Genomic DNA, 12,881 nt, shown 5'->3' on the forward strand with positions numbered 1-12,881 from the left:
ATGTTCGGCAAACGCACAGGTCAGCCCGGCGCCGCCCCTGCGCCCCTACGGCCGGCCCCGGCCCCCGCGCCGGCATCCGCGCACGGCGGCGAACCTGTGTCCGTGTTCAGCATGCAGGCGGCCGCCGCGCCGATGGCGGCGACGACCAACGCATCGGCCTTTGCCTATGCCGACGAGGATTTGGAACCGGCGGCCGACGCCTTCGACCGCGCGTCTGCCCCGACCCAGCCGGCGCCGGCCGATCGTCTGGACGCCCTGGCGTCGCGTCCCAAGCCTAAGCCGGCCCCTGAGGCTCCGCGTCCCACCGGCAACGTCGCCGGCACGGGCCCGAAGGCCACGGCGGGTCTCGAGCAGCTGAAAAAGGCCCAGGCGGTCGCCGAGATCGTCCGCGAACAGAGCGACTACTATCACGCCACGAAGACGACCATCTTCAACGCGCTGATGAACACCATCGATCTGGCCCAGCTGGCGCATCTGGACCAGAAGGCGGCGTCGGAAGAAATCCGAGACATCGTCGCCGAACTGGTGGCGATCAAGAACGTCTCCATGTCGGTCGCCGAGCAGGAGCATCTGGTTCAGGACATCGTCAACGACGTCCTGGGCTATGGTCCGCTGGAGCCGCTGCTGAGCCGCGACGACATCGCCGATATCATGGTCAATGGCGCGGGCCGCGTCTTCATCGAGGTCGCGGGCAAGGTCCAACTGACCAATGTCCGTTTCCGCGACAACACCCAGCTGATGAACATCTGCCAGCGGATCGTGAGCCAGGTCGGCCGCCGCGTGGACGAAAGCAGCCCCATCTGCGACGCTCGTCTGCCCGATGGTTCGCGCGTCAACGTCATCGCTCCGCCGCTGGCCATCGACGGCCCGACGCTGACGATCCGGAAGTTCAAGAAAGACAAGCTGACGATGAAGAACCTGGTGGAGTACGCCTCCATCAGTCCCGAGGGCGCGCGCGTGCTGGGCGTCATCGGCGCGTCGCGATGCAATCTGGTCATCTCGGGCGGCACCGGCTCGGGCAAGACGACCCTGCTGAACACCCTGACGGCCTTCATCGACCCGACCGAGCGCGTCATCACCTGCGAGGACGCCGCCGAACTGCAACTGCAGCAGCCGCACGTCGTGCGTCTGGAAACCCGCCCGCCGAACCTGGAAGGCCAGGGCACGATCACGATGCGGGATCTGGTCAAGAACTGTCTGCGGATGCGTCCCGAGCGGATCATCGTCGGCGAGGTGCGCGGACCCGAGGCGTTCGACCTGTTGCAGGCCATGAACACGGGCCACGACGGCTCGATGGGCACGCTGCACGCCAACAGCCCGCGCGAAGCCATCAGCCGGATGGAGTCCATGATCACCATGGGCGGCTACGGCCTGCCGTCTAAGACGATCCGCGAGATGATCGTCGGCTCGGTCGATGTGATCATCCAGGCCGCCCGCCTGCGCGACGGGTCGCGCCGCATCACCCACATCACCGAGGTCGTGGGCCTGGAAGGCGATGTGATCGTGACCCAGGACCTGTTTGTCTACGACATCACTGGCGAGGACGAGAACGGCAAGATCATCGGCCGTCACCGCTCGACCGGCATCGCCCGTCCCCGCTTCTGGGACCGCGCCCGATACTACGGGCTGGAACGCGAGCTGGCCGACGCCCTGGATGCGGCGGAGTAGGACGATGCTTCCGATTCTCGCCGCCGTTCTGGCCTTCATCACCATCGGCGGACTGGGCTGGGTCTTCGTCGGTGGAGACGATTCGTCGGCCCAGGCCGTCAAGCGCGCGCAAAGCTTGGGCGAACCCAAGAAGAGCGCCGCGATCGCCCGTAAGGCCGCCGCCGCCAATACGCCCGAGGCGCGTCGCAAGCAGATCCTGCTTCAGCTTCAGGATGCCGACCGGCGAGAGCGCAAGGCGCGCACGACCCTGGCGTCGCGCCTGAAACAGGCAGGCCTGAGCCTGAGCGTGACGACCTTCTACATCATCTCGGCTGTGGTCGGGCTGGTGACCGGCCTGGGCGCGCTGATCTTCGGATTGCCGATCCTGGTGGTCATCGGTATCGCCCTGATCTTCGGTCTGGGAGTGCCGCGCTGGATCGTGGGTTTCCTCGGCAAGTCGCGGATGAAGAAGTTCTCGTTGGAGTTCCCCAACGCCGTCGACGTGATCGTGCGCGGCATCAAGTCGGGCCTGCCGGTCCACGAATGTTTCAAGATCATCGCCCGGGAGAGCCCGGCGCCGCTGGGGCCTGAGTTTCAGACGCTGGTCGAGGGCCTGGGCGTCGGCTTGACCCTGGAGCAGGCGCTGGAAAAGATGTACGGCCGGATGCCGACGTCCGAGCTGCGCTTTTTCACCATCGTCATCGCCATCCAGCAGAAGACCGGCGGCAACCTGGCCGAGGCGCTGGGCAATCTTTCGGCCGTGCTGCGCGCCCGTCGGATGATGGGCGAGAAGATCAAGGCGTTGTCGTCCGAAGCTCTGGCTTCAGCCGGCATCATCGCCTCTTTGCCGCCTGCGGTCATGACAATGGTCATGTTCACTACCCCCTCTTACATGATGCCGCTGTTCACCGATTTCCGGGGCAACTTCATGCTGCTGATGGCGGCGCTGCTGATGGCGACCGGCATCTTCGTGATGAAACGCATGATCTCGTTCAAGTTCTGAAGCCCGGATCATGGAAAGCTTCATCCGTTTCATCACCGACCCGCAGAACCTGCTCAGCATCGGCGTGGGTGTGCTGGTCTTCGCCACGGTCGTCACCCTGTTGTCGTCGATGACGGGTGGGGTTGCGCTGGACAAGCGAATGAAGGCGGTTGCGGAACGCCGCGACGACCTGAAGCGCCGGTCACGCGCGAACATGGCCGGCGGTCAGGGGGCGCTGCGTCACACCGACGACGGGTTCAAGAAGCGGATTGTGGATCGGCTGAATCTGTCCAAGCTTCTGGAAGATCCCAAAGTCGCTGGTCAGATGGTGCAGGCCGGTTATCGCGGGCCGCGTCCGCTGACGACCTTCTACTTCTTCCGCTTTACCTCGCCCTTCATCTTCATGATCGTGGCGGCGTTTTATCTGTTCGTGATCAAGGTCGTGGACTGGCCCACGATGAACAAGGTGACCGCGACCATGGCGGCGGCGGTCGCGGGCTTCTATGCGCCGAACATTTATTTAAAAAATCGGATCGACAAGCGCCGCGCCTCGATCATGCAGGCGTTCCCTGACGCGCTGGACCTTCTGCTGATCTGTGTCGAGGCGGGCATGTCGATCGAGGCGGCGATCGCCAAGGTCAGCCAGGAAATGGGGCCGTCTTCGATCGATCTGGCCGAGGAACTGTCGCTGCTGTCGGCGGAGTTGAGCTATCTGCCCGACCGTCGCATGGCCTATGAAAACCTGGGCAAGCGGACCAACCACCCCGGCGTCAAGTCGGTCGCGACCGCAATGACGCAGGCCGAGACCTATGGCACGCCGCTGGCCACCGCTCTGCGCGTCATGGCGAAGGAAAATCGCGATTTGCGGATGTCCGCCGCAGAGAAAAAGGCCTCGGCGCTGCCGGCCAAACTGACCGTGCCGATGATCCTGTTCTTCCTGCCGGTCCTGTTCATCGTCATCCTGGGTCCGGCGATCCTGAACGTCATCGACATGATGAAGGACGGGCGTTAAGCGCGCTCCGCCGCCGCCTTCAACCCATGGGCGGCGCTTTCGAACGCCGCCTTGATCGCCGGGCGATGCTTGTCATGGAACAGCTCGCCGCGAATGCCCGAGAAGCGGATGCCGATGGCGACGATGCAGTTGCCGGGCGCCAACTCCTCGATCTGGATGTAACGCAGGCTCTGGAACAGGAAGCCGCGCCGTTCGGCCCAGACCAGCCGTGCGCGCGGCTGCCATTCCACCACCTGGGCCGCCGACTGGCGTTCGGCCATGTCCGGCCACGCCTCGGTCATGCTCAGGCGGCCGCCATAGGCGATGGCGCCCGAGACGTCCCTGTCGATCGGGTTCCAGGCGCCCCAGCCGGACAGGTCCGCGACCAGATCCCAGATGCGGTCCGAGGTCGCCTGAACGCCGACGCGTTTTTCGATGCGAGTGTCATCCATGATTTCGCTGTGACACGGCTGGCCGACGGAAGAAAGGCGCCGAGCCTCAGTCGGCCCCGTCGATGCGCTTCAACCGCCGTCCGTCGTCCAGCCCCAGCCGCGTCTTGACCTCGAACAGGTCGGCGCCGGCCGGAATGATCAGCAGCTTCTTGGGCTGGGCCGTGTTGACGGCGACGACGGCGCCCTTGGGGCAGATGTCGAAACAGTCGGCGCCGACGACCATCAGCTCGCCTTTGCGACCCTGTTTGCCCTTCTTGAGGTGCAGATATTTGCGCAACGCCTTCTTCAGCGTCAGGTCGCCGCCGGGGCCGAAGCCGCCGTCCAGCTTTTTCGAACATTTGCGACATACCAGAACGACGTCGCGCCATTCCGTCTTTGCGCTCTTGAAGCCCTTCTCACCCATGCGGACAGAAATCGGCGTTCGCGACGGCTTGCACAAGCGGGTGCAGCGCCGTCACCTGTCGTCGGGCTGAAATTTCAAGGGACCTTCACATGCGCCGACTGTTCGCCGCGTCCACACTGGCGCTTTCGCTCGCCGCCGGCGCCGCTCAGGCTCAGGTCGATACGGCCGGCGTGGACGCCGCCGTCCAGCGCGTCCTGCCCGAGGTCGTCGCCTGGCGGCGCGATTTCCACCAGCATCCCGAACTGGGCTTCGCCGAGACCCGCTCGGCCGGGTGATCGCCGACCATCTGCGATCGCTGGGGCTGGAAGTGCGCACCGGGGTCGGCAAGACGGGCGTGATCGGCGTGTTGCGCGGCGCACGGCCGGGCCGGACGGTGGCCCTGCGCGCCGATATGGACGCCCTGCCGGTTCAGGAGGCGACGGGCCTCGACTTCGCCTCGAGCACGACCGGGACCTATATGGGCAATACGGTGCCGGTGGCCCACGCCTGCGGCCACGACATGCATATGGCCATGCTGATGGGCGCGGCCGAGGTGCTGGCCGGTGTGAAGGACCGGATCGCCGGCACGGTGGTCTTCGTCTTCCAGCCGGCCGAGGAGGGCGCGCCTCCGGGAGAGCCCAAGGGCGGCGCGGCCCTGATGATCGCCGAAGGGGCGCTGGACGATCCCAAACCTGAGGCCATCTTCGGCCTGCACGTCGTGCCGGGCCGTCCGGGCAGCGTCTTCTATCGGCCGGAAGGTTTTATGGCCGCCTCCGACCGCGTGGACATCCGGCTGAAGGGCAAGCAGACGCACGGCGCCTGGCCCTAGCGCGGGGTCGATGTGATCGCTGTGGCTGGCCAGGTGGTCGAGACGGTCAACACCCTGACCGCCCGCACGGTCGATCCGACCACGACCCCGACCGTCTTCACCATCGCCACGATCAACGCCGGTGTCCGCTACAACATCATCCCCGACAGCGCGACGCTGTCGGGCACCCTGCGCACCTTCGATACGGACCAGCGCGACGCCCTGGTCGCCCGCGCCGAAACCGCCATCGACCATGTCGCCGAGGCCTACGGCGCCACCGCCGAGTTCGGCGTCAGACAGAACGCCGCCCTGGTGTTCAACGACCCCGGCCTGTCCGCCTGGCTGGCCCCGGTTTTGACCGAGGCGGCGGGCGCGGGGAACGTCAACCCCGCCACGCCTCCGACCACGGTGGCCGAGGACTTCAGCTATTTTCAGCAGGTCATCCCCGGCGTCTTCTACCATCTCGGCGCCAGTCCCGACGGCGTCGATCCCGCGACCTCCGCGCCCAACCACTCGCCGGAGTTCTCACCCAACGAGAAGGTCCTGCCGCTGGGGGTGAAGACGCAAGTGCTGACGGCGCTGCGGTTCCTGGAGCGGAGTTAGGATGGGAAGAGTGCGTGAGGCAATGTCGCAAGCCCACGCCTAACGGTCATTAAGCGATTCTACTGGCGACGCTGATAACGATGCTATGTAGCTGACATGACCTAGCCAGCAGGACTAGCTCGAGCGCTTGACGAGGTTACGTCCCGAATGGGCGGTGAGATCATCTTCATGGTTCCAGCCGTGATCGGCTTCGCCGCTATGGCGACGATCGGCGGCACTCTCTTGCTCTGGCTTGTGTGGATCGCAGCTCGCCGATGGGGTCCTCCCTCATCGCGAGCGGCGCCTCCACGCTTCCCGGTCGGCGGGACAACTGCGGTGCTGCTCGCCATATCCTTGCCAGTCGGTTGCGTCCGGGCTTGCCCGCCTGTTCCGCAACCCGAAAGCGCTAAGATCGTGGCGGCTTTCGAGGTGCCGCTGACCACGGCGGTGGAACGGGCCAACTTCCTGACCATCCTCAAAGCTGAGGCGGCCATTGGGGGGCTAGACGTCAATATCGAGACGGCAGAGGAGATGGACCGTTGGAACGAGATGGGGCTTGAGCTTAGCAAGTCGATCGAAGCAACAGTTTATCGCAGTGGTGACATTCGCCAAAGCGAAGCTCGCGCCTCGGACCAGCATCACCTCGGCCATGCTTGGATATCGTTCGAACGAGGTGAAGACCCATCACTGGCTCGGCGCTTCCGTGAGCGGCTAATGTCACGGATCGTTGAGCGCTGGCCCGGTACCCTGAGCGTGCCGGTCGCCCAGACAGGGTCCCTCCCGCACAAGAAGGATTTGCGCCGGAGCGACCACGGCTATGAAATCGACCCATCCAGATTAGCGGGATACATCTGCGGGACCGCTCCCGGTAACGCCCCCAAGTCGGCCTGCGACTAAGCGACCGAAAGGTGATGCCCGTTAACCATCCTTGTCAGAATTATCGGCGGGTCCGGTTTGAGGTGAGCCAAATGGGCTAGATTTGATATCGACGGCCGCACCTACAACCGCTCAAACACCGTCTCGATCACCCGACGATAGACGGCCGTCAGCGTCTCCAGCTCCGCCGTCGGCACGCGTTCGTCGATCTGGTGCATGGTCTGGCCGATCAGGCCCAGTTCCAGGACCGGGCACAGGGCGCGGATGAAGCGGGCGTCGGAGGTGCCGCCGGTGGTGGAGGCTTCGGGGCGGCGGCCCGCCACGGCCTCGACCGCGTCCTGAACCGCCTCCACGAAGGCGCCCGGCTCGGTCAGAAAGGCCTCGCCCGAGCACAGGTGCTCCAGGGTGATCTGAAGCCCGGTCTCGGCCTGCATGGCCCCGGCCTCGCGGTTCAGCCAGTCGATCAGGGCGTCGCCGGTGTGGCTGGGGTTGAAGCGGATGTTCAGCCGCGCCGTCGCCTGGGCCGGGATGATATTGGTGGCCGGATTGCCGATGTCGATGGTGGTGATTTCAAGGTTCGACGGAGGGAAATTCTCGTAACCTTCATCCAGAACGTGGTCGTTCAGGCGGGCCATCAGTTTTGCGATCACCGGGGCCGGGTTGGCGGCCCGTTCCGGATAGGCGACGTGGCCCTGTTTGCCATGCACGGTGATCCAGGTGTTCAGCGAGCCGCGCCGCCCGACCTTGATCATGTCGCCCAGCTGCTGCGACGACGAGGGTTCGCCAACGACGCAGGCGTCGATGAGCTCGCCCTCGGCGGCCAGGGCCTCGACCACGCGCTTGGTGCCATGCAGCGCCGGGCCTTCCTCGTCGCCGGTGATCAGGAAGGAGAGGGAGCCGGCGGGTTCGCGGTCCGCGATGACCTGGGACACGGCGGCGACCCAGGCGGCGATCCCGCCCTTCATGTCCACCGCGCCGCGACCGTACAGGACGCCGTCTCGGACCTCGGCGTTGAAGGGTTGCGACGACCACTGGTCCGACGGGCCAGTCGGAACCACATCCGTATGGCCGGCGAAACAGAGGTTGGGCGAGGCGGTCCCGCGCCGGGCGTACAGGTTCTCGATCCGCGCATGAACGCCTTCGCCCCCCGGTCCCTCGAAAGCCAGGCGGCGGCAGGTGAAGCCCAGCGCCGTCAGATGCCGTTCCAGCACATCCATCGCCCCTTCGTCGGCGGGCGTGACGGAGGGAATGCGGATCAGGTCGCGGGTCAGTTCGACAGGATCGATAACGGGAGTTGATGCGCGGCTCATGCGGCTATGCTTTAGGGATAATCCGCGTCTGCGAGAAGACGGTGCGCCCCTGCTGAAGCCGAGACCTTGACCACAGAATTCCTCGAAACCGGCCCCGCCGCCCCGCCCGTTCCGCCGTCTCCATCATCTGGAGGGCCAGAAGGCCCGTCCAGCCCGTGGGGCATTCGCGATTTCCGCCTCCTGTGGTTCGGCCGTGTGGTGGCGGTGCTGGCGATCCAGATCCAGTCCTCGGCCCTGTTGTGGCAGGTCTATGAGATCGCCCGGCGGGATCATCCGATCGAGGAGGCCAGCCTGTATCTGGGGCTGGTGGGGCTGTGTCAGTTCTTGCCGCTTCTGGCCTTCACCCTGCCGGCCGGGGCGATGGCGGATCGGCGCGATAGAAAGCGCACGGTGTGGATCTCTATTCTGGTCGAGGCGGCCTGCGCGGGGTCGTTCCTGGCCATGGCCCTGCATGGCAACCCGCCGCTGTGGGGTCTGCTGGCGGTTGCGGCCCTGTTCGGCGCGGCGCGGGCGTTTCTGGCGCCGGCCAGCCAAGCCTTCCTGCCGATGGTGGTGGGACGCAAGGCCCTGCCGCCGGCCATTGCGGCCCAGTCCATCGCGTTTCAGACCGGGGCCATCGCCGGCCCGGCCCTGGGCGGGGTGATCGTGGGGGTCAACGTGCCCCTGGCCTATGCGGTGTCGCTGGGCATGTTCCTGCTGGCCGTCGCGGCCTTCATTCTGATCCGCACCAGCGGCAAGCCCGCCCCCCAAGCCAATCCGCTGTCGCCGGTCGACTCGGTGAAAGAGGGGCTGGCCTATGTGTGGAAGACCAAGATCGTGCTGGGCGCCATTTCGCTGGATCTGGTGGTGGTGCTGCTGGCGGGCGTGGCGCTGCTGACGCCGATCTTCGCGCGCGACATCCTGCATGTCGGGCCGCAGGGGTTCGGCCTGTTGCGGGCGTCCTTCGGCGTGGGGGCCATGGTCATGGCCATCTATCTGAGCCGCTATCCGATCCGCCAGAACGGCGGGCGCTGGATGTTCGCGGCGGTGGCGGTGTTCGGCCTGTGCACCATCACCTTCGGCCTGTCGCGCATCGTTTGGCTGTCGGGCCTGGCCCTGTTCATCGGCGGGGCGGCGGACATGATCAGCGTCAATGTGCGCCAGACCCTGATCCAGCTGGCCACACCCGATCACATGCGCGGCCGGGTGTCGTCGGTGTCCATGCTGTTCATCGGCGCCTCGAACGAACTGGGCGAGGCCTATTCCGGCGTCATGGTCCGGCTGCTGGGCGCGGTCGGCGCGGCGGTGTTCGGCGGGTTCGGCGCCCTGGCCGCGACCGGGGCCTGGGCGACGATGTTCCCGGGGCTGAGGAAGGCGGATCGGTTGACGTGAGTCGTGAGCGGTGAATCGTGACTAGCGAACGCACCAATCACGATTCACCAATCACGCTTCACCACGCCTTGAAATGCTTCGACAGCTTCAGGCCCTGGTTCTGGTAGTGGCTGCCGCTTTCGCCATACAGACGGCTGGGCCGTTCGGTCAGGGGCTCGTACACCAGGCGGGCGACGATCTGGCCATGTTCCAGCAGGAACGGCGTGTCGTGGGTGCGGACCTCCAGCACGCCTTTCGAGCCCGCGCCGTGCGCCTCGTCGGTGCCGAAGCCGGGGTCGAAGAAGCCGGCGTAGTGGACGCGGAACTCGCCGACCGACGGATCGATGGGCGTCATTTCGGCGGCCTGATCGACCGGGATTTCGACGTCGTCGGACGAGGCCAGGATGTAGAACTCGCCCGGATCCAGCAGCAGTTCGCCACGGCGCAGGCTCAGCGGCTCCCAGAAGTCGCGCGGGTCGTGGCCGTCGATGTGGTCCAGATCGACCACGCCCGCATGGCGACGCCCGCGGAAGCCGACGATGTCGCCGCCCTGCAGATCGACGCCGACCGAGCGGGTTTCCAGCTTGGGCGGATCGCCGGCCTTGAGGCGCAACTGGTTCAGGCGCGTGCCGGGACGGACCAGGATGGAGAAGGTCTGGGGCGCGACCTCCATATAGAGCGGGCCGTCATAACCCTCGGCCACATCATCGAAGCTGGCGCCCTGATCCGTCAGCAGACGCACGAAGACATCGACGCGTCCGGTGGAGCTTTTCGGATTGGCGCGGGCGATCAGGCCTTGGGGCAGTTTCAGCCGCTCCTGGAGGCGCACGATATAGACGCAGCCCTTTTCCAGCACGACGCCCGCCTCGGTGATCTCGATGGCGTGCATCGCCACGTCGGCGATGCGGTCCTCGACCTTGCGCCGGCCGGGCAGGAAGGAGGCGCGGACGCGCCAGGCCTGATCCGACAGCCGCAGGTCCAGACTGGCCGGCTGGACCTGGTCGTGGTCGAAGGGCGTGTCGGACGTGACGGCGCCTGTGGCGATCAATGTCTCGATGGACTGGGCGGGCAGGATGCCGGGACGGGGCGCTTGGAAGGAACTCATGGCGTCTGTCTCACACGGTTTTCACGACTTGTCTCCAAGTCGCGCTTGCAGCCCGCGCGCGGCGGGGCGAGCATATAGCCCATGCACGAGGGTCCTGCCTATACCGCCGAGACGAACGGCATCCTGATCCGGGTCCGGCCCAGCTATCTGGCGGGCCAGTCCGATCCCGACGAAGGCCGCTGGGTCTGGGCCTACCAGATCGAGATCGTGAACCTGACGGGATCGACGGTGCAGCTGATGGCGCGTCGATGGACCATCACCGACGGCCACGGCCATGTCGAAGAGGTGCGCGGCCCCGGTGTCGTCGGCGAACAGCCGGTGATCGAACCGGGCGGCAGCTACGCCTATGCGTCGGGCTGTCCGCTCGGCACCGACAGCGGCTCGATGGTGGGCGCCTATTATATGACGGATGCGGATGGGCGCAGTTTCGAGGCGCAGATTCCGGCGTTCTCGCTGGATACGCCGGATGCGCGGCGGGTGCTAAACTGAGGGCGGATGGGGCTGCGTCAACCCGGATGAACCGCAGCCCCGCCCCTGAAATCTCGCCGGCCGCTTGCGCGAACCGGCGAGGGGGAAGTCGGCTCGATGAGGAGCATCTTTTTGGCGCTACGTTCGCGACGCGGTCGCTCGCGACTTGAGCGCAGTCGTGCGTCCTGCGCGAAGCGCCGCGCTCAAGTCGCGCGAAGCGCGTTAGCGCTCTTTAGATGTAACGCCGCAGGCTGCGGGCCAGGTCGGAACCGCTTTCCTTGGAGCCGCGACGGACTTGCGGCTGGTAGGCGACGCGGGCGTGTTCGACGCAATAGACGCCTTCCGACGAGCGGCGGCCGCAGAAGCTGAACTCGCGCGACGACGGGTCTCCGATCGGCCATTTGCACATGTGGGCGCCCAGGGTCATCACGGTCGCCGTGCCCGGCAGGTCCGGGATCGGGGCGGGGACGGGGGCTGCGGGTTCGACCGGCTTGGGCTGGACGGCTTCCAGACGGCGCGGGGCCGAGGGTTGCTGCGCCGGAGCGGCCGGCGCCGGGCGCGGACGCGCGGTGCGGAAGGTCGCGGCGACGGTGCGCGCCGGTTGCGACGGGGCGGCCCGGCCCGACAGGCCCAGACGGTGCACCTTGCCGATCACGGCGTTGCGGGTGACCCCGCCGCCCAGTTGTTTGGCGATCTGGCTCGCGGACTGGCCCTCAAGCCAGAGCTTCTTTAGCGCGCCTACGCGGTCGTCGGTCCAGCCTGCGGTCATGCCACCCTCCAGCGAGTTTGGATTCAATATCTAGGTCCAGGCTCCCCCTCCGGGGTCTTGACCTACAACTAATCGTAAACCAGCCGTTAAGAGACGCAAGATGTGCGAATCATCCTGTCCACAGAAACCAGATATTGAATCATCGTTAAGGTTAGCGCGAGAGTGGCGAGTGGCGAGTGGCGAGTGGCGACGCCTGACGCGGCGGCCTAATGGGTTCCTTCTCGTCACTCGCCACTAACCACTCGCCACACCTTGCGTAGCAAGGCTTCAAAGCGCATCTGGCGGGCCATGACCGATACGCACGATCTGATCTCCACCCGGCCTGCCGGCCTGCCGCAGCCGCGTCGCTATCCGGGGATCAACTGGGTCGGGGTGCAGACCCTGTATCTGCGCGAGGTGCGGCGCTTCTGGAAGGTGGGCGCCCAGACGGTCGCGGCGCCGGTCGTCACGACGCTGCTCTATATGCTGGTGTTCGTGGTGGCGCTTCAGAACGCGCGGCCGCCGCTGCACGGCACGCCGTTCGCCCTGTTCGTCGCGCCCGGCCTGATCATGATGGCCATGTTGAACAACGCCTTCGCCAACGCCTCGTCCAGCCTGATCCAGGCCAAGATCATGGGTACCGCGACCGACTTCCTGACCCCGCCGCTCAGCCCGCTGGAGCTGACGCTGGGCTTTACGCTGGGCGCCGCGACGCGCGGCCTGGCGGTCGGTCTGGTGACGGCGATCTGCGTGCTGCCGTTCGCGCCTTTGGGCATAGCCAACATCTTCGCCATCATCTGGTTCGCCCTGGCCGCCTGTTTCATCATGGGCATGACCGGCGTGCTGGCGGGGCTGTGGAGCGAGAAGTTCGACCACCTGTCGGCGGTCCAGAACTTCATCGTCATGCCGATGACCTTCCTGTCGGGCACCTTCTATCTGGTCGAGAACCTGCCCGAGCCGTTCCGGGCGCTGAGCCGCTACAATCCTTTCTTCTATCTGATCGACGGCTTCCGCTACGGCTTCATCGGCCATGCCGAGAGCCATCTGACGGTCGGCGTCATAGGGTCGGCCGTGCTGATGGCCGTCATGGGCGTGGTCTGCTGGCTGGTGTTCCGCTCGGGCTGGCGTCTTAAGAGCTAGATCGCTACCTGTTGCGGATCGCTCCCCCGAGAGGTCCGCT

15 protein-coding genes are annotated in these 12,881 nt (G+C 66.0%); 10 read left to right on the forward strand and 5 right to left on the reverse strand.

Going from position 1 to position 12,881, the window contains the following annotated elements; translation table 11 throughout:
• The 3 genes from E7T10_RS03665 to E7T10_RS03675 are packed head-to-tail and all read left to right on the forward strand — an operon-like array spanning window position 1 to window position 3,641.
• Window positions 1-1,668: a CpaF family protein gene (locus E7T10_RS03665; protein WP_246846089.1), complete on the forward strand. Its 1,668-nt coding sequence runs from the start codon at window positions 1-3 to the stop codon at window positions 1,666-1,668.
• A 4-nt stretch (window positions 1,669-1,672) separates the two neighbouring features.
• Window positions 1,673-2,650, forward strand: a complete 978-nt coding sequence (locus E7T10_RS03670; protein WP_137720779.1) for a type II secretion system F family protein — start codon at window positions 1,673-1,675, stop codon at window positions 2,648-2,650.
• 10 nt (window positions 2,651-2,660) lie between these two features.
• On the forward strand, window positions 2,661-3,641 hold the full coding sequence (locus E7T10_RS03675; protein ID WP_055807653.1) for a type II secretion system F family protein: 981 nt from the start codon (window positions 2,661-2,663) through the stop codon (window positions 3,639-3,641).
• Here the strand turns inward: E7T10_RS03675 and E7T10_RS03680 are convergent.
• Window positions 3,638-4,072, reverse strand: coding sequence for an SRPBCC domain-containing protein (locus E7T10_RS03680; protein ID WP_045810657.1), 435 nt, complete (start codon window positions 4,070-4,072; stop codon window positions 3,638-3,640). The genes E7T10_RS03675 and E7T10_RS03680 overlap by 4 nt on opposite strands.
• A 46-nt stretch (window positions 4,073-4,118) precedes the next feature.
• Entirely contained in the window at window positions 4,119-4,475 is a 357-nt protein-coding gene (locus E7T10_RS03685) for a hypothetical protein (RefSeq protein ID WP_137720780.1), read from the reverse strand.
• An 89-nt stretch (window positions 4,476-4,564) separates the two neighbouring features.
• On the opposite strand from E7T10_RS03685, the gene E7T10_RS16095 reads away from it, so the two are divergent.
• The 4 genes from E7T10_RS16095 to E7T10_RS03695 all read left to right on the forward strand — a co-directional run bounded on the left by E7T10_RS16095 (window position 4,565) and on the right by E7T10_RS03695 (window position 6,741).
• Entirely contained in the window at window positions 4,565-4,750 is a 186-nt protein-coding gene (locus E7T10_RS16095) for a hypothetical protein (protein WP_371276021.1), read from the forward strand.
• Entirely contained in the window at window positions 4,747-5,283 is a 537-nt protein-coding gene (locus E7T10_RS16100) for an amidohydrolase (RefSeq protein ID WP_371276023.1), read from the forward strand. Before E7T10_RS16095 ends, E7T10_RS16100 begins: the two co-directional genes overlap by 4 nt.
• 12 nt (window positions 5,284-5,295) lie before the next feature.
• Window positions 5,296-5,865, forward strand: a complete 570-nt coding sequence (locus E7T10_RS16105; protein ID WP_371276025.1) for a M20/M25/M40 family metallo-hydrolase — start codon at window positions 5,296-5,298, stop codon at window positions 5,863-5,865.
• 147 nt (window positions 5,866-6,012) lie between these two features.
• Window positions 6,013-6,741 carry a hypothetical protein gene (locus E7T10_RS03695; protein ID WP_137720781.1) on the forward strand — a complete coding sequence of 243 codons (729 nt, stop codon included), beginning with the start codon at window positions 6,013-6,015 and terminating at the stop codon, window positions 6,739-6,741.
• A 101-nt stretch (window positions 6,742-6,842) separates the two neighbouring features.
• Here the strand turns inward: E7T10_RS03695 and dapE are convergent, their stop codons facing one another.
• A complete protein-coding gene (gene dapE, locus E7T10_RS03700) occupies window positions 6,843-8,030 on the reverse strand; it encodes a succinyl-diaminopimelate desuccinylase (protein ID WP_137720782.1) in 1,188 nt (395 codons plus the stop codon).
• 195 nt (window positions 8,031-8,225) lie between these two features.
• On the opposite strand from dapE, the gene E7T10_RS03705 reads away from it, so the two are divergent.
• Window positions 8,226-9,401 (forward strand): MFS transporter, encoded by a 1,176-nt coding sequence (locus E7T10_RS03705; protein WP_371276282.1) that lies wholly within the window; start codon window positions 8,226-8,228, stop codon window positions 9,399-9,401.
• Window positions 9,402-9,459: 58 nt separating this feature from the next.
• Here E7T10_RS03705 and E7T10_RS03710 read toward each other — a convergent pair whose 3' ends face one another.
• Entirely contained in the window at window positions 9,460-10,485 is a 1,026-nt protein-coding gene (locus E7T10_RS03710) for a 2'-deoxycytidine 5'-triphosphate deaminase (RefSeq protein WP_091750682.1), read from the reverse strand.
• A gap of 81 nt (window positions 10,486-10,566) precedes the next feature.
• Between E7T10_RS03710 and apaG the strand changes: the two genes are divergently transcribed.
• Window positions 10,567-10,974 (forward strand): Co2+/Mg2+ efflux protein ApaG, encoded by a 408-nt coding sequence (gene apaG, locus E7T10_RS03715; protein ID WP_137720783.1) that lies wholly within the window; start codon window positions 10,567-10,569, stop codon window positions 10,972-10,974.
• A gap of 211 nt (window positions 10,975-11,185) precedes the next feature.
• Here the strand turns inward: apaG and E7T10_RS03720 are convergent, their stop codons facing one another.
• Window positions 11,186-11,722, reverse strand: coding sequence for a GcrA family cell cycle regulator (locus E7T10_RS03720; protein ID WP_017506617.1), 537 nt, complete (start codon window positions 11,720-11,722; stop codon window positions 11,186-11,188).
• A 288-nt stretch (window positions 11,723-12,010) separates the two neighbouring features.
• Here E7T10_RS03720 and E7T10_RS03725 point away from each other — a divergent pair, with 288 nt between their 5' ends.
• Window positions 12,011-12,841 carry an ABC transporter permease gene (locus E7T10_RS03725; RefSeq protein WP_137720784.1) on the forward strand — a complete coding sequence of 277 codons (831 nt, stop codon included), beginning with the start codon at window positions 12,011-12,013 and terminating at the stop codon, window positions 12,839-12,841.
• Window positions 12,842-12,881: the final 40 nt, after the last annotated feature.

Source organism: Brevundimonas sp. SGAir0440, assembly GCF_005484585.1.
Lineage (GTDB): Bacteria > Pseudomonadota > Alphaproteobacteria > Caulobacterales > Caulobacteraceae > Brevundimonas.

Coding starts and splice junctions, on each gene's coding strand:
- E7T10_RS03675 (WP_055807653.1), top strand. CDS start 2,661: ATGGAAAGCTTCATCCGTTTCATCACCGACCCGCAGAACCTGCTCAGC.
- E7T10_RS03670 (WP_137720779.1), top strand. CDS start 1,673: ATGCTTCCGATTCTCGCCGCCGTTCTGGCCTTCATCACCATCGGCGGA.
- E7T10_RS03710 (WP_091750682.1), bottom strand. CDS start 10,485: ATGAGTTCCTTCCAAGCGCCCCGTCCCGGCATCCTGCCCGCCCAGTCC.
- apaG (WP_137720783.1), top strand. CDS start 10,567: ATGCACGAGGGTCCTGCCTATACCGCCGAGACGAACGGCATCCTGATC.
- dapE (WP_137720782.1), bottom strand. CDS start 8,030: ATGAGCCGCGCATCAACTCCCGTTATCGATCCTGTCGAACTGACCCGC.
- E7T10_RS03680 (WP_045810657.1), bottom strand. CDS start 4,072: ATGGATGACACTCGCATCGAAAAACGCGTCGGCGTTCAGGCGACCTCG.
- E7T10_RS03720 (WP_017506617.1), bottom strand. CDS start 11,722: ATGACCGCAGGCTGGACCGACGACCGCGTAGGCGCGCTAAAGAAGCTC.
- E7T10_RS03685 (WP_137720780.1), bottom strand. CDS start 4,475: ATGGGTGAGAAGGGCTTCAAGAGCGCAAAGACGGAATGGCGCGACGTC.
- E7T10_RS03725 (WP_137720784.1), top strand. CDS start 12,011: ATGACCGATACGCACGATCTGATCTCCACCCGGCCTGCCGGCCTGCCG.
- E7T10_RS16095 (WP_371276021.1), top strand. CDS start 4,565: ATGCGCCGACTGTTCGCCGCGTCCACACTGGCGCTTTCGCTCGCCGCC.
- E7T10_RS03665 (WP_246846089.1), top strand. CDS start 1: ATGTTCGGCAAACGCACAGGTCAGCCCGGCGCCGCCCCTGCGCCCCTA.
- E7T10_RS03695 (WP_137720781.1), top strand. CDS start 6,013: ATGGGCGGTGAGATCATCTTCATGGTTCCAGCCGTGATCGGCTTCGCC.